This window comes from Streptomyces sp. bgisy159 (assembly GCF_057707805.1).
Window position 1 is genome coordinate 18,447 of record NZ_JBYIQX010000021.1, and the last position, 17,260, is coordinate 35,706.

General features: G+C 71.2%; 17 protein-coding genes. 12 read left to right on the top strand and 5 right to left on the bottom strand.

Going from position 1 to position 17,260, the window contains the following annotated elements; all coding sequences use genetic code 11:
- Nucleotides 1-166: 166 nt before the first annotated feature.
- The 8 genes from AC3ET3_RS20760 (at nucleotide 167) to AC3ET3_RS20795 (ending at nucleotide 9,384) form a co-directional block, all read left to right on the top strand.
- On the top strand, nucleotides 167-1,255 hold the full coding sequence (locus AC3ET3_RS20760) for a BMP family lipoprotein (protein ID WP_432157037.1): 1,089 nt from the start codon (nucleotides 167-169) through the stop codon (nucleotides 1,253-1,255).
- 289 nt (nucleotides 1,256-1,544) lie between these two features.
- Nucleotides 1,545-2,594 (top strand): BMP family lipoprotein, encoded by a 1,050-nt coding sequence (locus AC3ET3_RS20765; protein ID WP_432134651.1) that lies wholly within the window; start codon nucleotides 1,545-1,547, stop codon nucleotides 2,592-2,594.
- 259 nt (nucleotides 2,595-2,853) lie between these two features.
- The gene (locus AC3ET3_RS20770) at nucleotides 2,854-4,533 is read left to right on the top strand and encodes an ABC transporter ATP-binding protein (RefSeq protein ID WP_432134839.1); all 1,680 of its coding nucleotides are present in this window, start codon (nucleotides 2,854-2,856) and stop codon (nucleotides 4,531-4,533) included.
- Nucleotides 4,530-5,654, top strand: coding sequence for an ABC transporter permease (locus tag AC3ET3_RS20775; protein ID WP_432134652.1), 1,125 nt, complete (start codon nucleotides 4,530-4,532; stop codon nucleotides 5,652-5,654). The genes AC3ET3_RS20770 and AC3ET3_RS20775 overlap by 4 nt, the downstream gene beginning before the upstream one ends.
- Nucleotides 5,654-6,916 (top strand): ABC transporter permease, encoded by a 1,263-nt coding sequence (locus tag AC3ET3_RS20780; RefSeq protein ID WP_432134653.1) that lies wholly within the window; start codon nucleotides 5,654-5,656, stop codon nucleotides 6,914-6,916. The genes AC3ET3_RS20775 and AC3ET3_RS20780 overlap by 1 nt, the downstream gene beginning before the upstream one ends.
- A complete protein-coding gene (locus AC3ET3_RS20785) occupies nucleotides 6,913-7,326 on the top strand; it encodes a cytidine deaminase (RefSeq protein WP_432134654.1) in 414 nt (137 codons plus the stop codon). Before AC3ET3_RS20780 ends, AC3ET3_RS20785 begins: the two co-directional genes overlap by 4 nt.
- Before the next feature lie 88 nt (nucleotides 7,327-7,414).
- Entirely contained in the window at nucleotides 7,415-8,698 is a 1,284-nt protein-coding gene (locus AC3ET3_RS20790) for a thymidine phosphorylase (protein WP_435612655.1), read from the top strand.
- Nucleotides 8,699-8,796: 98 nt separating this feature from the next.
- Nucleotides 8,797-9,384: a Uma2 family endonuclease gene (locus tag AC3ET3_RS20795; protein ID WP_432134655.1), complete on the top strand. Its 588-nt coding sequence runs from the start codon at nucleotides 8,797-8,799 to the stop codon at nucleotides 9,382-9,384.
- A gap of 9 nt (nucleotides 9,385-9,393) precedes the next feature.
- Here AC3ET3_RS20795 and AC3ET3_RS20800 read toward each other — a convergent pair whose 3' ends face one another.
- Nucleotides 9,394-10,314 (bottom strand): AEC family transporter, encoded by a 921-nt coding sequence (locus AC3ET3_RS20800; protein WP_432134656.1) that lies wholly within the window; start codon nucleotides 10,312-10,314, stop codon nucleotides 9,394-9,396.
- 73 nt (nucleotides 10,315-10,387) lie between these two features.
- Here AC3ET3_RS20800 and AC3ET3_RS20805 point away from each other — a divergent pair, with 73 nt between their 5' ends.
- Nucleotides 10,388-10,774 (top strand): STAS domain-containing protein, encoded by a 387-nt coding sequence (locus AC3ET3_RS20805; RefSeq protein ID WP_432157039.1) that lies wholly within the window; start codon nucleotides 10,388-10,390, stop codon nucleotides 10,772-10,774.
- On the opposite strand, the gene AC3ET3_RS20810 is transcribed toward AC3ET3_RS20805, so the two are convergent.
- Entirely contained in the window at nucleotides 10,658-11,674 is a 1,017-nt protein-coding gene (locus tag AC3ET3_RS20810; RefSeq protein WP_435612629.1) for a sigma-70 family RNA polymerase sigma factor, read from the bottom strand. The two genes, AC3ET3_RS20805 and AC3ET3_RS20810, sit on opposite strands and share 117 nt — an antisense overlap.
- Nucleotides 11,675-11,834: 160 nt before the next feature.
- Complete coding sequence (locus AC3ET3_RS20815; RefSeq protein ID WP_435612630.1) at nucleotides 11,835-13,124, bottom strand: MFS transporter; 1,290 nt, start codon at nucleotides 13,122-13,124, stop codon at nucleotides 11,835-11,837.
- A gap of 64 nt (nucleotides 13,125-13,188) precedes the next feature.
- Between AC3ET3_RS20815 and AC3ET3_RS20820 the strand changes: the two genes are divergently transcribed.
- Entirely contained in the window at nucleotides 13,189-14,148 is a 960-nt protein-coding gene (locus AC3ET3_RS20820; RefSeq protein WP_432134660.1) for a LysR family transcriptional regulator, read from the top strand.
- A gap of 272 nt (nucleotides 14,149-14,420) precedes the next feature.
- Here the strand turns inward: AC3ET3_RS20820 and AC3ET3_RS20825 are convergent, their stop codons facing one another.
- Complete coding sequence (locus AC3ET3_RS20825; protein ID WP_432134661.1) at nucleotides 14,421-15,212, bottom strand: prolyl oligopeptidase family serine peptidase; 792 nt, start codon at nucleotides 15,210-15,212, stop codon at nucleotides 14,421-14,423.
- A 112-nt stretch (nucleotides 15,213-15,324) separates the two neighbouring features.
- Between AC3ET3_RS20825 and AC3ET3_RS20830 the strand changes: the two genes are divergently transcribed.
- Complete coding sequence (locus tag AC3ET3_RS20830) at nucleotides 15,325-16,488, top strand: adenosine deaminase (protein WP_432157041.1); 1,164 nt, start codon at nucleotides 15,325-15,327, stop codon at nucleotides 16,486-16,488.
- A 138-nt stretch (nucleotides 16,489-16,626) separates the two neighbouring features.
- Nucleotides 16,627-16,983 carry an ATP-binding protein gene (locus tag AC3ET3_RS20835; protein ID WP_432157042.1) on the top strand — a complete coding sequence of 119 codons (357 nt, stop codon included), beginning with the start codon at nucleotides 16,627-16,629 and terminating at the stop codon, nucleotides 16,981-16,983.
- A gap of 74 nt (nucleotides 16,984-17,057) precedes the next feature.
- Here the strand turns inward: AC3ET3_RS20835 and AC3ET3_RS20840 are convergent, their stop codons facing one another.
- On the bottom strand, nucleotides 17,058-17,258 hold the full coding sequence (locus tag AC3ET3_RS20840; RefSeq protein WP_432134664.1) for a PspC domain-containing protein: 201 nt from the start codon (nucleotides 17,256-17,258) through the stop codon (nucleotides 17,058-17,060).
- Nucleotides 17,259-17,260 lie beyond the last annotated feature (2 nt).

Consider the following 17,260-nt stretch of genomic DNA (forward strand, 5'->3'; position numbering starts at 1 on the left):
CGGCTGTAACCCGCGGGCGGCACGAATCGATAACGGCCGGGGAGAACCCCGTTCCCCTGCCCTTCTACGCGCGTTACTGTGCGCCGAAATCGCCGCCAGAGGCGGGCGGTTGGGGATGCGGGCCGGCGACGGACGACGGTGCCGTGGGGATGAAGGGGTGCTTGCCATGCGTCTGATTTCGCGGAGGACCGGATTCGCCCGGGCGGCGGTGGCCGTCGCGGTCGTCGCCCTGGCTGCCGCCGGCTGCGGTGAGTCCAGCTCCAGCTCCAGCTCCAGCTCGAAGAAGAGCGGTGACAGTGACGGGTCCGGCACGTACTCGGGCAAGGGCATCGGGCTGGCGTACGACATCGGCGGCAAGGGCGACCAGTCCTTCAACGACGCCGCGTACGCCGGCTTCCAGAAGGCCGACAAGGAGTTCCACATCGGCGGCCGGGACGTCGAGCCGCAGGACGGCGAGTCCGACGCGGACAAGGTGCAGCGGCTGACCCAGTTGGCCCAGGCGGGCTACAACCCGGTGATCGGCGTCGGCTACATCTACGCGCCGGCCGTCAAGGAGGTCGCCGCCAAGTTCCCGAAGACCACCTTCGGGATCATCGACGACGAGACCGTGGAGGCCGCGAACGTGGCCGACATGGTCTTCCACGAGGAGCAGGCCTCGTACCTGGCCGGCGTGGCCGCGGCCAAGGCGTCCAAGAAGGGCCACATCGGCTTCATCGGCGGCGTGGACATTCCGCTGATCCACAAGTTCGAGGCCGGCTACGTCCAGGGCGCCAAGTCGGTCGACCCGAACATCAAGATCGAGTCGCAGTACCTCACCCAGACACCCCAGGAGGGCGGCTTCGCCAGCCCCGACAAGGGCAAGGCGGGCGCCTCCGGCCAGATCGACGCCGGCGCCGACGTGATCTACCACGCGGCCGGCCTGTCCGGCCAGGGCGTGATCAGCGAGGCCGCCGCCCGCAAGGTGTGGGCGATCGGGGTCGACTCCGACCAGTACTCCCAGTCGTCGCTGGCCGCGTACAAGGACTACATCCTCGGCTCCGCCCTGAAGAACGTCGGCGGCGCGGTGTACGACCTGGCGAAGTCGGTCCACGAGGGCAAGCCGCTGACCGGTGTGGTGCGCGGCAGCCTCTCCAACGACGGTGTCGGGTTCGCCGACTCCAACCCGAAGTACCAGGCCATGCCCGAGGTCGTCGAGGCCGTGAACAAGGCCAAGAAGGACATCATCGACGGCAAGGTCACCGTCAACACGAAGTGATCCCCCCGGGGGCCGGGCGCCGCCCTGGCGGAGCCCCTCCCGGCCGTCCACAGGACACCCCAATAAGTACGACTTTTTCCGCCCGGTCTCTAGGCCCTCCGGGCGTCGTACAGGCCGTGCGCCCCTTGCCTCCGGTGAGGGGCACACGGCTGTCCGTAGTCTGGACAGTGACTGTGGCCACAGCTCGGTAACGGAGCGGACAGAAGGGTTTTTCCGTCTGGTCTACGCGCGTTACGCTGCGGCGGAACCAGCGCCTGGTCCGGGCGCTTGCACAAAGGAGTCACGTTCCATGCGCCGGGTGTCCCGTATCACGATCGCGGGTGTTGCTACCGCAGCCCTCGCTCTCACCGCTTCCGCCTGCGGAAGCTCGTCCTCCTCGTCGTCCTCCGGGGACGGCGACAAGAATCTGGGCCTCGCGCTCGCGTACGACATCGGCGGCAAGGGCGACCAGTCCTTCAATGATGCCGCGACGGCGGGCATGGAGAAGGCCGACAAGGAGTTCGGCTACAAGTCCACGGCCGTGGAGCCGCAGGACGGCGAGTCGGACGCCGACAAGGTGCAGCGTCTGGAGCAGCTGGCCAAGAAGGGCTACAACCCGGTCATCGGCGTCGGCTTCGCGTACGCGCCGGCCGTCAAGGAGGTCGCGGCCAAGTTCCCGAAGACCACCTTCGGCATCGTCGACGACGAGCAGACCAAGGCGCCGAACGTCGCGGACCTCGTGTTCTCCGAGGAGCAGGCCTCCTACCTGGCCGGCGTCACCGCCGCCAAGGCCACCAAGAGCAACGTCGTCGGCTTCATCGGCGGTGTGGACGTCCCGCTGATCCGCAAGTTCGAGGCGGGCTACAAGCAGGGCGTCGCGGACACCAAGAAGGGTGTCACCGTCAAGTCGCAGTTCCTCACGCAGACCGCTGCCGAGGGCGGCTTCTCCAGCCCCGACAAGGGGCAGAGCGCGGCCGAGGGCCAGATCGACGCCGGTGCGGACGTCGTCTACGCCGCCGCCGGCCTGTCCGGCCAGGGCGTGATCAAGGCCGCCGCCGCCAACAAGGTCTGGGCGATCGGCGTCGACTCCGACCAGTACAAGCAGGACGCGCTGGCCGCGTACAAGGACTACATCCTCACCTCGGCCATGAAGAACGTCGAGGGCGCGGTGTACGACCTGGCCAAGTCCGTCGAGGAGGGCAAGCCGGAGACCGGTGTCATCCGCGGCGACCTGTCCAACGGCGGTGTGAGCCTGTCGGACTCCAACCCGAAGTTCGCGAACAACCAGGAGATCCAGGACGCCGTGAAGAAGGCCGAGGAGGCCATCAAGAACGGCACCATCCAGGTTCAGACCTCCTGACCCCCAGGGCCTGGTCCACTCGGACCATGGTCGCGGGCACGCTGTCATGACAGCGTGACGACCACGCAACGGGGTGCGGGGAGAATTGCTCTCCCCGTGCCCCGGCCGTCGCGGGGGACGCACCCCCCTCGCGCGGCAGAATGCTCGGAACGGATCGGGGACGGGTCGGACCGCGACTCGGGACCGATCGATCCGGGCACTATTTAAAGCAGGGGCGCTACGCGCGTAGAGCGGCCCCCTTTCCCGAGGAGAGTGCGCCATCGACGCGTCCAGCAGCCCTCCGCTCAGCAAGACCTCGACCTCGGCCGTCGCGGTTGAGCTCACGGGCATCACCAAACGCTTCCCCGGTGTCGTCGCCAACCACGACATCCACCTGACGGTCCGCAAGGGCACCGTCCACGCCCTGGTCGGTGAGAACGGCGCCGGCAAGTCGACCCTGATGAAGATCCTCTACGGCATGCAGAAGCCGGACGAGGGCACCATCGCCGTCGACGGCGAGCAGGTCGGCTTCGGCAGCCCGGCCGACGCCATCGCCCGCGGCATCGGCATGGTCCACCAGCACTTCATGCTGGCCGACAACCTCACCGTGCTGGAGAACGTGGTCCTCGGCAGCGAGAAGATGCACGGCATCGGCGCCGGCGCCCGCAAGAAGATCAAGGAGATCTCCGACCGGTACGGCCTCGGCGTACGCCCCGACGTCCTCGTCGAGGACCTCGGCGTCGCCGACCGCCAGCGCGTGGAGATCCTCAAGGTCCTCTACCGCGGCGCCCGCACCCTCATCCTCGACGAGCCGACCGCCGTGCTCGTGCCGCAGGAGGTCGACGCCCTCTTCGCCAACCTGCGCGAACTGAAGGCGGAGGGCCTGGCCGTCATCTTCATCTCCCACAAGCTGGGCGAGGTGCTCTCCGTCGCCGACGACATCACCGTCATCCGGCGCGGCACCACCGTGGGCACCGCGATCCCGTCGCAGACCACCGCCCGCCAGCTCGCCGAGATGATGGTCGGCAGCGAGCTGCCCACCCCGGAGACCGCCGAGTCCACCGTCACCGACCGGGCCGTCGTCACCGTCCGCGGCCTGACCGTCTACGCAAGCGGCGGCGCCTCCCTCGGCGTCGAGGCCGAACCCTCGGTCGAAGGCGTCACCGGCGGCATGGAGGCGGTCGAGAGCGGCGAGGCGAAGAAGGCCCTCGACGACGTCACCTTCACCATCCACGCCGGCGAGGTCATGGGCATCGCGGGCGTCGAGGGCAACGGCCAGACCGAGCTGATCGACGCGCTGGTCGGCACCAAGAACGCCGACTCCGGCACCATCGAGTTCCTCGGCGAGAACATCACCGGCTGGGCCACCCGCCGCCGCCGCGAGGCCGGCATGGGCTACATCCCCGAGGACCGCCACCGCCAGGGCCTGCTCCTGGAGTCCCCGCTCTGGGAGAACCGCATCCTCGGCCATGTCACCGAGACGCCCAACGCCAAGGGCTTCTGGCTGAACCCCAAGGGCGCCCAGGACGACACCCGGCGCATCGTCGAGGAGTTCGACGTCCGCACCCCCGGCATCGACGTCACCGCCGCCTCGCTGTCCGGCGGCAACCAGCAGAAGCTGATCGTCGGCCGCGAGATGAGCCACGACCCGAAGTTCCTGATCGCCGCCCACCCCACCCGCGGTGTGGACGTCGGCGCGCAGGCCCAGATCTGGGACCGGATCCGCGAGGCCCGCCGAGAGGGCCTTGCCGTGCTGCTGATCTCCGCCGACCTGGACGAGCTGATCGGCCTGTCGGACACGCTGCGCGTCATCTACGACGGCAGGCTGGTCGCCGACGCCGACCCCGCCACCGTCACCCCGGAGGAGCTCGGCTCCGCCATGACGGGTGCCGTGTCGGGTCACCTGGAGCACCACGAGACGAGCGGCGACGGCGCCGCCCCGGAGGACGAGGCCCGATGAAGAAGTTCGACAGGGAGCGCGTGCTCCTCGCGCTGGCCGGCCCGGTCATCGCGCTCGTCGCGGCGATCCTGCTGACCTCGGTCGTACTGCTCGCCTCGGGCCGCAACCCGATCGAGCCGTACCAGCTGATGCTGGAGCAGATCGGCTACTCCGACATCCAGGTGCTGATCGTCAACCAGGCGTCGATGTACTACATCGCCGCCATCGGCGTCGCCCTCGGCTTCCGGATGAACCTGTTCAACATCGGTGTCGACGGCCAGTACCGCCTCGGCGCCCTGATGACCGCGGTGGTCGGCGCGCACGTGGCGCTGCCGTCCGTCCTCCAGGTCCCGCTGCTGCTGCTGGTCGGCGCCCTCACCGGCGCGATGTGGGCCGGCGTGGCGGGCGTCCTGAAGGTCACCCGCGGCGTCAGCGAGGTCGTCTCGACGATCATGCTGAACGCGATCGCCAGCGCCCTCATCGTCTACCTCACGCTCGACAACCACTTCGGCGTCCGGGTCGGCGACAACCGCACCACCGGCGTCATGAAGGAGTCCGGCTGGATCCCCGGCTTCGACCTCGGCCCCGACGTCGGTGAGATCTACGGCCTGGTCTTCCTCGCCGTCCTCGTCGGCATCGCCTACTGGGTGGTCCTCAACCGCACCCGCTTCGGCTTCGACCTGCGCGCCACCGGCGCCTCCGAGACCGCCGCCGCGGCCTCCGGCGTCAACGCCAAGCGGATGGTGCTCACCGCCATGCTCATCTCCGGCGCCGTGGCGGGCCTGTCCGGCCTGCCGCTGCTGATGGGCAGCTCCCACACCTACAGCCAGAGCTTCCCGGCCGGCCTCGGCTTCACCGCCATCGGCATCGCCCTGCTCGGCCGTAACAACCCCGGCGGCATCGCGCTCGCGGCCCTGCTGTGGGCCTTCCTCGACAAGGCGTCCCCGGCCCTCGACTACGCCACCCCGACGGCGTACGAGAAGGAGATCGCCACGATCATGCAGGGCGTCATCGTCTTCACGGTCGTCATCTCCTACGAGTTCGTACGGCAGTGGGGCCTGCGCCGCCAGCAGCAGCGCGTCGGCGCCCAGCTCGCCGCCGAGGCCGCCAACAGCAACGTCCACAAGGAGGCGGCTGCCTGATGAGCACCGCGACCGTCGCCAAGAGCCCGGCGAAGCAGCCGGGCAAGGCCAGCCGCCGTATGTCCCTGCCGGTACTCCTGCTGATCATCGCCGGCGTGCTGGTCCTCACCTCGATCGTCCGCATGATCTCCGGTGCCGACGGCATCACCTCCACCGGCCAGATGTCCACCGCCCTGCGCCTGGCCGTCCCCATCGGCCTCGCCGGTCTCGGCGGTCTGTGGGCCGAGCGCGCGGGTGTCGTCAACATCGGCCTCGAAGGCATGATGATCCTGGGCACCTGGTTCGGCGCCTGGGCCGGCTACCAGTGGGGCCCGTGGACCGGCGTCGTCTTCGGCATCCTCGGCGGCGCCCTCGGCGCGCTGCTGCACGCCGTCGCCACCGTCACCTTCAACGTCAACCACATCGTCTCCGGTGTGGCGCTGAACATCCTCGCCCTCGGCACCACCCGCTACCTGTCGAAGTTCACCTTCGAGGACGCCCCGCAGGGCTCCTCCAAGCAGTCCCCGCCGATCGAGTCGCTGGGCACCTTCGACGTCCCGGGCCTGTCCGACTGGCTGCAGACCCTCAACGGGAAGCACTGGTTCCTGATCTCGGACATCGCCGGCCTGCTCGGCGGCCTGGTCACCAACCTGTCGCCGCTGACCGTCGTCGCCGTCGCCCTGGTCCCGGCCACCTGGTGGGTGCTGTGGCGCACCGCCTTCGGCCTGCGCCTGCGCTCCTGCGGCGAGAACCCGGTCGCGGCCGAGTCCCTCGGCGTCAACGTCTACAAGTACAAGTACATCGCCGTGATCATCTCCGGCGGTCTCGCCGGCCTCGGCGGCGCCTTCCTGTCGATCGTGGCGTCCAACGTCTACCTCGACGGCCAGACCGCCGGCCGCGGCTTCATCGGCCTCGCCGCGATGATCTTCGGCAACTGGATGCCGGGCGGCCTCGCCCTCGGCGCCGGCCTCTTCGGCTACACCACCAGCCTCAACCTGCGCGGCGGCACCGTGAACGTCCACGCGCTGATCCTGCTGCTGGCCATGCTGCTGGTGGCCGGGGCGGTCTACCTGGTGTGGAAGAAGAAGTACGTCGCCGCCGGCGTCACGGCCGCGATCTCCGCGCTGATGTTCCTCTGGTACACCAGCACCGACGAGGTCCCGAGCCAGCTGGTGTCCGCCACCCCCTACATCGTCACCCTGCTGGTGCTCTCGCTGTCCGCGCAGCGCCTGCGGATGCCGAAGGCGGACGGTCTGCCGTACCGGAAGGGACAGGGCAAGTGAGCCCCGTCCCGGCCGGGGCCGGCGGCTGCGACTGGGAGCGGCTGCGGTCGGTGGCCCGCGAGGCCATGACCCACGCGTACGCCCCCTACAGCGGCTACCCGGTAGGCGTCGCCGCCCTGGTCGACGACGGCCGTACGGTCTCGGGCTGCAACGTCGAGAACGCCTCCTACGGGCTCGGCCTGTGCGCCGAGTGCGGGCTCGTCTCCCAGTTGCAGCGCACCGGCGGCGGCCGGCTGACGCACTTCACCTGCGTCGACGGCCAGGGCCGGCTCCTCGTGCCGTGCGGACGGTGCCGCCAGCTGCTGTTCGAGTTCGGCGGACCGGACCTCCAGATGGACACCCCGGCCGGGATCCTGCCGCTGTCCGAGATGCTGCCCCAGGCCTTCGGCCCGGACCATCTCACCCAGTGACTCCCGTGCGGCCCCTCTGACGAGCGACGAACGCAGAGGGGCCGCACACTTTTCCGAACGTCTTGGAAGAAGGAACGCCATGGCTGTCATGCAGTCGGATGCCATCTCCGTCATCCGCACCAAGCGGGACCGCGGGGAACTCAGCGACGAGCAGATCGACTGGGTCATCGACGCCTACACGCGCGGCGAGGTCGCCGACGAGCAGATGTCCTCGCTCGCGATGGCGATCCTGCTCAACGGCATGAACCGCCGCGAGATCGCCCGCTGGACCGCCGCGATGATCGCGAGCGGCGAGCGGATGGACTTCTCCTCCCTGTCCCGCCCGACCGCCGACAAGCACTCCACGGGCGGCGTGGGCGACAAGATCACGCTGCCGCTGGCCCCCCTGGTGGCGGCGTGCGGTGCGGCCGTCCCGCAGCTGTCCGGCCGGGGCCTCGGCCACACCGGCGGCACCCTGGACAAGCTGGAGTCCATCCCGGGCTGGCGCGCGCTGCTCTCCAACGACGAGATGCTGCACGTCCTCGACACCACCGGCGCGGTGATCTGCGCGGCGGGCGACGGCCTCGCCCCCGCCGACAAGAAGCTCTACGCCCTGCGCGATGTCACCGGCACGGTGGAGGCGATCCCGCTCATCGCCTCCTCGATCATGTCGAAGAAGATCGCCGAGGGCACCGGCAGCCTGGTCCTCGACGTCAAGGTGGGCACCGGCGCCTTCATGAAGACGATCGAGGACGCCCGGGAACTGGCCACGACCATGGTCGGCCTGGGCACCGACCACGGCGTGAAGACGGTCGCCCTGCTGACCGACATGTCCACCCCGCTGGGCCTGACCGCGGGCAACGCGCTGGAGGTCCGCGAGTCGGTGGAGGTCCTGGCGGGCGGCGGCCCGGCGGACGTGGTCGAGCTGACGATCGCCCTGGCGCGGGAGATGCTGGACGCCGCCGGAGTGACGGACGCCGACCCGGCGAAGGCGCTGGCCGACGGCTCGGCGATGGACGTCTGGCGCCGCATGATCGCGGCCCAGGGCGGCGACCCGGACGCGCCCCTGCCCACCTCGAAGGAGCAGCACGTCGTCAAGGCCCCCGCCTCCGGCGTCCTGACCCGCCTCGACGCCTACGACGTCGGCATCGCCGCCTGGCGCCTGGGCGCGGGCCGCGCGCGCAAGGAGGACCCGGTGCAGGCCGGCGCGGGCGTCGAGATGCACGCCAAGCCCGGCGACACGGTCACCGAGGGCCAGCCCCTGCTGACCCTCCACACGGACACCCCGGAGCGCTTCGACTACGCGCTCCAGGCTGTGGAGGGCTCGTACGACATCGCGGCCCCGGGCACGGACTTCACACCGACCCCCGTCGTGCTGGAACGTATCGCCTGACCTGCGCTTTCCCCTTTCGGGTGAACGGGATCGGTGGACCTGTGCCGGTCCCGTTCGGCATGCTGGGATCGGTGACGCACCGAATAGGGAGAACCGCCATGAGCGCACTCAGTGTCGAGTCCGAGTCCCTGAGCGACAAGGACTGGGACGAGATCGTCCGTGTCTGGGAGGAGACGGACGTTCCCGAGGGCAGCAAGGTGGAGATCATCGAAGGGATCGTCACCGTGCCACCGCCCCCGTCCGAAGAGCACAACTACACCGCCGAACTGTTGCAGGAGCGCCTGTACTCCGTGGTCCCGGAGGGCTGTGGCATCTACCAGACACTCGGACTGAGCGCGTCGGAATCCGGGGGACTCTTCGTTCCGGATCTATGTGTCGTGCCCCGGGCCGCCTTGCGCCGCAAGACGCGCGTGCAGGCGTGCGAGGCGGAACTGGTCGTGGAGATCACCTCTCCGAGCAACGCCAACCACGATCGCATCAAGAAGGCCTACGGCTATGCCCGGGCCGGCGTCCCGCTCTACCTCCTCCTCGACCCCTGTCACAGCGGCCGTCCCACAGCGACCCTCTACGGCGCCCCCGAGGACGGCACGTACCGCGTCCTGACCTCCGTCGAGTACGGGGAGAAGCTGAGCCTGCCCGCGCCCTTCGGCCTGGACATCGACACGAGCGTCTTCCCCCTGAGCTGAGCCCGGCCGCTAGCCGAGCACCGTGGCCACCCCCGCCAGAACCGGCACCGACACCACCGTCGACAGCAGGACCGACTGCCGGGCCAGGGACTCGGCGACACGGTACCGGCTCGCGTAGGTGTAGAGGTTCTGGGCGGCAGGCAGGGCCGAGGTCACCACCACGTCCAGGAGGGGCGCGCCGCGCAGCCCGAAGACGGTGCTGGCCAGGACCCAGGCGACGAGCGGCTGGCCCACCGACTTCAGCGCCACCGACAGCAGCACCGGCAGCCGGTCCCGGCCCCCCGCCAACGGCGCGTTGCCGTGCAGGGACATGCCGAAGACGAGCAGCGCCGCCGGTACGGACATGTTGCCGATCAGGGTCAGCGGGTCCATGACCGGGCCGGGCAGGTGCCAGCCCGCGGCCGACACGACCACGCCCGACAGCGAGCCCACCGCGATGGGATTGCGCAGCGGCGTCAGCAACCGCCGGCCCACCGAGCCCTTCTCGCCCGCGCCCGACAGATCCAGCACGGTCAGCGCCACCGGCGTCACCAGCACCACCTGGAACAGCAGGACCGGTGCCACCAGCGAGGCGTCACCGAGGACGTACGCGGCGATGGGAATGCCGAGGTTGCCCGAGTTGACGTAACCGCAGCACAGAGCGCCGATCGTGGTGCGGCCCACCTCCCAGCGCCGCGCCGCCCCGACCGCCACGAACACCCCGCAGACCGCTGCCGTGCTCAGCGCCGTCACCAGCAGCCGGCTGGAGAACAGGACGGCGAGGTCGGCGTCCGCCAAGGTCGTGAAGAGCAGCGCGGGACCCGCCAGCGTGAAGGCCAGCCGCGTCAGCACCGCCCCGCCCTGAGGGCCGAGCGACCCCCGCCGCCCCAGTACATAGCCCACCCCGATGACGACCGCGATCACCACGAACCCGCTCAGCACCCCCTGCACAGGGCCAACCCTCGGGGGACACCGGCGACCCGGTCAATGTGATCTACGCCGGGCCGTGCGAGGCGGGTCCGCGATGAGTTCCGGCCGCCTCGTGGGTCTACCGCACGTGGACCCCGAAACGAAGCCCGTCCTGACCCTGACCGGTCCCCTCACCCGAGAGCGGGTGGCGGGACTCGGCGATACCGTGCGGGCGCTGCTGGAAGGGGGTGGCGCCGGCGTCGTCGTGGTGGAGGTGAGCGGGCTGGGGCCGCCGGGCCTCATGGCCGTCGAGCTGGTGGCCCGGCTGCAGCTGGCGGCCCGGCGGGCCGGCGGCCGGATCAGGCTGCGCGGCCCCGACCCCGCCCTACGCGCCCTGCTCGACCTCGTCGCCGTCCCCGTCGAGGTGGAGGGGGACGCCGAACAGCGGGAACCACCGCTGGGTGTCGAGGAAGAAGTGGAAACCGGTGAGGCGCCCGTCTGAGATCTCCAGAACCTGGATCGACCAGGGGGTGTAGCCGCCCTTCTCCGGGTCCGGCTTGTACTGGGCGAAGCCGGGCAGCCCGTTGACCCGCACCGGCAGCAGCCGCGAATCCGCGCAGGCGGAGCCGAGGGTGGTCATGAAGCCGGTGATGTCGTCCTGGCCGGTCAGCCACAGGTCGAACGGCGGCATCGTCATGACCGCGTCCTCGTGCAGCAGCTTGGTGAGCGCCGCCATGTCATAGCCCTCGAAGGCCGCGACATAGCGTTCGAGGAGCTTCTGCTGCTCCGCGTCCAGCGGGTCGGAGACGGCCGCCTGCGCCGCCCGGTCCGACCGCTCGGCCAGGGTCGCCCGGGCCCGCTGGAGCGCGCTGTTCACCGACGCCACCGACGTGTCCAGCAGCTCCGCGACCTCGGCGGCCTTCCAGGCCAGCACCTCACGCAGGATCAGCACCGCCCGCTGCTTGGCCGGCAGCTGCTGCAGCGCCGCCATGAACGCCAGCCGCACCGACTCCTTCGCCACCGCCGCCTCCGCCGGGTCCTCCACGGTCGGCAGCACTCGCGCGTCGGGCATCGGCTCCAGCCAGGTGTGGTCGGGCCGGGGGGACAGGGCCGCCTGCGCCAGCGGCGTCGACTCGGACAGGTCCACCGGCCGCGCCCGCTTGTTGCCGGCCGACAGCATGTCCAGGCACACGTTCGTGGCGATCCGGTACAACCACGAGCGCAGGCTGCTGCGCCCCTCGAACCTGTCGTAGCTGCGCCAGGCCCGCACCAGGGTGTCCTGCACCGCGTCCTCCGCCTCGAAGGAGGAACCGAGCATCCGGTAGCAGTACCCCGTCAGCTCGACCCGGTGCCGCTCCAGCCTCGCGTCGAGGTCCTCGACCGTCGCCGTACCGTCACTCATCGTCGCCCACCCGCCCCTGCGGCCGTTCCACCCGGCGCCCCGTGCGCCCGGTGCCTTCGGATACTTCGGAAGCTACCGCAGGCCACTGACAACGGCCCCCTGAGCGCACGAACCCCCAGGTCGGAAGGCCTGTCCGACCGCAGGGCGCTCGCGGGTCCGCTCAGTGTGCCGGAACCGGCTCCCGCCGGGCCGCCGTCCGGGCCGCCCGGGTGCCGAGCACCGTGATCGTCACGACGCCGAGCACCGCCAGCAGTCCGACGCCCACGGTTCCGGCCCATCCGGTCGAGTGGAAGGCCAGTGCGCCGAGGGTGCTGCCCGCGCTGGAGCCGACGTAGTACGCCGACTGGTAGAGCGCCGCCGCCTGGGCGCGGCCGGTCGTGGCGGTCCTGCTGACCGCGGAGGACGCCACCGCGTGCCCCGCGAAGAAGCCCGCCGTGATCAGCACCAGCCCCGCCAGGACCAGGACCAGCGAGCCCGCGAGCGACAACAGCAGCCCCGCCGCCGTGGTGCCGCCGGCCAGGTACAGCGCGCCCCGCCGGCCGAGCCGGCCCACCAGGCGGCCCGACGTCGACGCCGACACCGTACCGACCAGGTAGACCAGGAAGATCGAGCCGACGATGCCCTGCGGCAGCCCGAACGGCTCCTGTGTCAGGCGGTAGCCGATGACCGTGTAGACGCCGCCGAAGACCGTCATGAACAGCGCGCCGATCGCGTACAGGCGGCGCAGCAGCGGGTTCGCGAGGTGGGCGCGGACCGTGCCGGCCAGCACGCGCGGCCGCAGCGAGCCCGGCGTGAAGTGCCGGGGCGTCGGCAGCAGCGCCCGGAAGGCCACCGCGCAGACCACCGCGAGCACCCCGACCACCCCGACGGCGACCCGCCAGCCGAATGCCTGCGCGGCCCAGCCGGTGATGACCCGGCCACTCATCCCGCCGACGCTGTTGCCCGCGACGAACAGTCCGATCGCCGTGACCAGCGCCCTGGGCCGGACCTCCTCCGCCAGGTACGCCGTCGCCGACGCCGGCAGGCCCGCCAGCGCCGCGCCCTGCACCGCCCGCAGCACCACCAGCGCGCCGAGCGACGGTGCGAGGGGCACCAGCAGTCCCACGCCCACCGCGACCGCCAGCGAGGCCGTCATCACCGTACGGCGGCCGTACCGCTCCGACAGGGCGCTCATCGGCAGCACGAACAGGGCCAGTCCGCCGGTCGCCGCGGCCACCGTCCAGCTCGCCGCGCCGGCCGTCACCCCGAGGTCGTCGGAGATCAGCGGCAGCAGCGCCTGCGTGGAGTACAGCAGCGCGAAGGTGGCGACCCCCGCGAGGAACAGGGCGAGACTCATCCGGCGGTAGCCGGGGCCGCCGGGCGTCATACGGGAGTCGGCGGACGGGGAGGGAGCGGGGACGGGGGCAGCGGCGCCCACGGCGGTGGACGCCCCGGTACTGGCGGGATTCATGTCCTCGACGCTACGGAGGCGGCCGCTCATCCGTCCAATGCATGAAACCCTCATAATCGTTCCCATGGTGCATCAGCGGAGGTCACAGAAGCGGCTGTCACCGGACAGTGACACAGAAGACAGGGCGGAGATGTCGATGCTGCTCGCGCCGCGCCTCGCCTTCTTCGCCGGCGTCGCCCGCCACGAGCACGTCACCCGGGCCGCTCTGGAGATGAACGTCCCGCAGTCCACCCTCTCGCGGGCCATGGTGCGGCTGGAGCAGGATCTCGGCGTCGACCTGTTCGCCCGGCACGGCCGTACGCTCTCCCTGACCCCGGCCGGCCGCACCTTCCTGGGCTCGGTCGAACGGGCCCTCGCCGAGGTCGAGCGGGCCGCCGAGGAGGTGCGCGCCGACGCCGACCCGGCCACCGGCAAGGTCGCCTTCGGCTTTCTGCACACCATGGGCGCCGAGACCGTGCCCGGCCTGCTGCACGCCTTCCGTGCCGACCACCCGCGCGTCCGCTTCAGCCTCGTCCAGAACTACGGCGAGGCGATGATCGAGGGACTGCGCGCGGGCGAGCTGGACCTCTGCCTCACCTCACCGGTCCCCGACGCCCCCGACCTGGTCGCCCGCCGCCTCGACGAGCAGAAGCTCCGCCTCGTCGTCCCCGCCGACCACCGCCTGGCCGGCCGCCGCCGCATCCGCCTCGCGGAGGCGGCCGACGAGACGTTCGTGACTCTGGAGCCCGGCTACGGCCTGCGGCGCATCACGGACGACCTCTGCAAGGAGGCCGGCTTCAAGCCGCGCATCGCCTTCGAGGGCGAGGAGGCGGAGACCCTGCGCGGCCTGGTCGCGGCGGGCCTCGGGGTGGCCCTGCTGCCGCCGCCGACCGTCCCCCGCCCCGGAGTGGTGGAGCTGACGGTCACCGCCCCGCGCGCGGTCCGTGAGATCGGCGTGGCCTGGCTCGCCGACCACCCGGACACACCCCCGGTGGCCGCCTTCAAGAAGTTCCTCCTCTCCCGGAGGGGCAGCCTGCTCCCCTGACCGCGCAGTGCCTGGCGCCCCCGGCCGGACCTCTCCGCCGACGTCCCCGAACGGCGTGACCGCAGCGCCCGCGCTCACGCCCGACGCCTGCGTCCGGCGCTCACACCCGGGCCGCGCGACTGGCCCTGCGCCCGGCGCCCGGCGCCCGCAGTCAGGCTCGCCTGTGCCTGTGCCTGTGCCTGTGCCTGTGCCCGCGCCAGACGCCCGCGTCCGCCCCGCACGCGTACGTCTACGCCCGCGCCGGACATCCCGCGCCCCACGACCGCCCGCCCCTACGCCCGAGCTCCGCGGCCAGCCCCCCGCCCCCCGCCCAGCCCGGCCCCGAACCCCGCCGCCAGCGGCATCCGCAGCCCGATCGGCGGCGGGGCCGCCAGCGCGTCCACCACCGGCCGGGACAGCGCCCGGCCGAACAGCACGCCCATCACGAAGTCACTGGACAGGGCCAGCACTTCGCGGCGGTGCTGGCGCAGCCCGTGCCCGTCGGAGTGCACCTCGAACCGGCACACGTCCCGGTTGGCCTTCTTCGCCCGGGCCGCCAGCCGGAACGACAGCTCCGGATCGGTGCGCCGGTCGTTCGTGCCGTGCACGATCATCACCTTGCGCCCCACCAACTGCTTCACCGGTTCGGGTGGCGCCGCCACGTCGTCCTCCGGCAGCCAGGGGGCGAGGGCCAGTACCGCGTTGACGGCCTCGTGACCGCCCGCCCGGAGCGCGGCGCGTCCGCCCATGTCGACGCCGACCAGGCACACCGGCACATCGCCGTAGCGCCGCACGATCTCGTCCGCGGCCCACTCGGCGTCCGCCGCGAGCTGCGCCTCGCTGCCGTTCCAGCCGCGCGCGCGGTACCGCACCACATGGACGGCGAGCCCGTCCACCCGGCCGTCGCCCGCCAGCCGGCGGCCGAGCGCACGCACCCGGGAGGTGTCCCACAGGGGGGAGGGTCTGCGCACGGAGACCTCCTCCCCGCCGGGAAGGAGCAGCACCGCTCCGCTGACCGCCGTCGGTTCCGGGCCGATCGCCCTCCCCAGGCGGGCCGTTCGAACCGCCGTCGCATCGTGTGCCATGACAGAACAGTGTCAGAACCGAGCGGGGACTCCACCAGTCCTGCGGTCACCTTTGCGTATCGGCGTCGCGCGGCACCGCGCCGTCTACGCGCGTAGGAAGTAGAGTGCCGAAATGACGAGCCAGAGCATCGCGAAAGGCGCCACTCCCAGCTCGGACCAGATCCGCCGGGCGCCGAAGGTTCTGCTGCACGACCACCTCGACGGCGGGCTGCGCCCCGGTACCGTCGTCGACCTCGCCCGGGACACCGGGTACTCCCATCTCCCCGAGACCGACCCGGACAAGCTCGGCATCTGGTTCCGCGAGGCCGCCGACTCCGGTTCCCTGGAACGCTATCTGGAGACCTTCTCGCACACCGTCGGCGTGATGCAGACCCGGGACGCGCTGGTCCGGGTCGCCCGTGAGTGCGCCGAGGACCTGGCCGAGGACGGCGTCGTCTACGCCGAGGTGCGCTACGCCCCCGAGCAGCACCTCGACGGCGGGCTGACCCTCGAAGAGGTCGTCGAGGCCGTCAACGAGGGGTTCCGCGAAGGCGAGCGGCTGGCCCGGGAGAACGGCCACCGCATCCGCGTCGGCGCCCTCCTCACCGCCATGCGGCACGCGGCCCGCTCCCTGGAGATCGCCGAACTCGCCAACGCCTACCGCGACTCGGGTGTCGTCGGCTTCGACATCGCGGGCGCCGAGGCCGGTCACCCGCCCACCCGCCACCTGGACGCCTTCGAGTACCTCAAGCGCGAGAACAACCACTTCACCATCCACGCCGGCGAGGCGTTCGGGCTGCCCTCCATCTGGCAGGCCCTGCAGTGGTGCGGCGCCGACCGGCTGGGACACGGGGTGCGCATCATCGACGACATCGAGGTCGCCGCCGACGGCGGTGTCACCCTGGGCCGGCTCGCCTCCTACGTCCGCGACAAGCGCATCCCGCTGGAGCTGTGCCCCAGCTCCAACCTGCAGACCGGGGCGGCGGCCTCCTACGCCGAGCACCCCATCGGCCTGCTGCGCCGCCTGCACTTCCGGGCCACCGTCAACACCGACAACCGGCTGATGTCCGGGACCAGCATGAGCCGGGAATTCGAGCACCTTGTCGACGCGTTCGGCTACACGCTCGACGATCTGCAGTGGTTCTCCGTCAATGCGATGAAATCAGCGTTCATTCCTTTCGATGAACGGCTGGCGATGATCAATGACGTCATCAAGCCCGGATATGCCGAGCTGAAATCCGAATGGCTGTTCCAGCAGACCGCCTCCACCAGCGGTTCTCCGGCCGGGGAAGGGTAGTCGCGGGATTTCCCGGAACCGTCGCACAGGGCAGCGTTCACAATCCGTCCGCATTTCGATGTTTGCGGCGGGTGCGGGGACGTGTTTACGGTCGAGAACCGCTCAGTTCCCCGTATCCCATTCGAGGACGCATTCATCATGAAGCAGTCTGCTGCCAAGACCCTCGGTGTCGCCGCCCTCGGTGCCGCCTTCGCCGCCGCGGGTGCCGGTGCCGCCAACGCCGCCCCCGCCGTGCCGGAGGCCACCGGGCAGGTGCTGGACACCGTCACCCAGGCCCTGCCGGCCGAGAAGGTCGACCAGGCGGTACCGGGTGCCGGGCAGGTGCTCGAACAGTCCAAGCCGGCGCAGCAGGCGGGCGTGGCGGCCGCCCAGCCCGCCGCCCAGAAGGTCCTCGCCGAGGGTCCCACCGCGCCGGTCGCCGGCCTGCTCGGCGGCCTGCCGCTCCAGGGCCTGCCCACGCACGGCCTGCCGGTGAACGGGATCCCGCTGGGCTGACCCGCTCCCGTACGACGCCGCCGGGGCGCACCCCTTCCGTCAGGGTGCGCCCCGGCGGCGTACGCGTACCGGGGTCACCACGCCGTGCGGGCCTTGTCCTCCGACGGCAGCAGGATCCACAGCGCCAGGTAGAGCAGGAACTGCGGCCCCGGCAGCAGGCACGACACCAGGAAGATCACCCGCATCGTGGTCGCGGAGGTGCCGAAGCGCCGGGCCAGCGCGGCGCACACTCCGCCGATCATGCGGCCATGGGTGGGTCGAGCGAGGCTGGACATCT

Excerpts from the sequence above, each read along its gene's own strand:
- AC3ET3_RS20760 (WP_432157037.1), top strand. The coding sequence starts at position 167 with ATGCGTCTGATTTCGCGGAGGACCGGATTCGCCCGGGCGGCGGTGGCC.
- AC3ET3_RS20765 (WP_432134651.1), top strand. The coding sequence starts at position 1,545 with ATGCGCCGGGTGTCCCGTATCACGATCGCGGGTGTTGCTACCGCAGCC.
- AC3ET3_RS20775 (WP_432134652.1), top strand. The coding sequence starts at position 4,530 with ATGAAGAAGTTCGACAGGGAGCGCGTGCTCCTCGCGCTGGCCGGCCCG.
- AC3ET3_RS20780 (WP_432134653.1), top strand. The coding sequence starts at position 5,654 with ATGAGCACCGCGACCGTCGCCAAGAGCCCGGCGAAGCAGCCGGGCAAG.
- AC3ET3_RS20790 (WP_435612655.1), top strand. The coding sequence starts at position 7,415 with ATGCAGTCGGATGCCATCTCCGTCATCCGCACCAAGCGGGACCGCGGG.
- AC3ET3_RS20795 (WP_432134655.1), top strand. The coding sequence starts at position 8,797 with ATGAGCGCACTCAGTGTCGAGTCCGAGTCCCTGAGCGACAAGGACTGG.
- AC3ET3_RS20805 (WP_432157039.1), top strand. The coding sequence starts at position 10,388 with ATGAGTTCCGGCCGCCTCGTGGGTCTACCGCACGTGGACCCCGAAACG.
- AC3ET3_RS20810 (WP_435612629.1), bottom strand. The coding sequence starts at position 11,674 with ATGAGTGACGGTACGGCGACGGTCGAGGACCTCGACGCGAGGCTGGAG.
- AC3ET3_RS20815 (WP_435612630.1), bottom strand. The coding sequence starts at position 13,124 with ATGAATCCCGCCAGTACCGGGGCGTCCACCGCCGTGGGCGCCGCTGCC.
- AC3ET3_RS20820 (WP_432134660.1), top strand. The coding sequence starts at position 13,189 with ATGGTGCATCAGCGGAGGTCACAGAAGCGGCTGTCACCGGACAGTGAC.
- AC3ET3_RS20825 (WP_432134661.1), bottom strand. The coding sequence starts at position 15,212 with ATGGCACACGATGCGACGGCGGTTCGAACGGCCCGCCTGGGGAGGGCG.
- AC3ET3_RS20830 (WP_432157041.1), top strand. The coding sequence starts at position 15,325 with ATGACGAGCCAGAGCATCGCGAAAGGCGCCACTCCCAGCTCGGACCAG.
- AC3ET3_RS20835 (WP_432157042.1), top strand. The coding sequence starts at position 16,627 with ATGAAGCAGTCTGCTGCCAAGACCCTCGGTGTCGCCGCCCTCGGTGCC.
- AC3ET3_RS20840 (WP_432134664.1), bottom strand. The coding sequence starts at position 17,258 with ATGTCCAGCCTCGCTCGACCCACCCATGGCCGCATGATCGGCGGAGTG.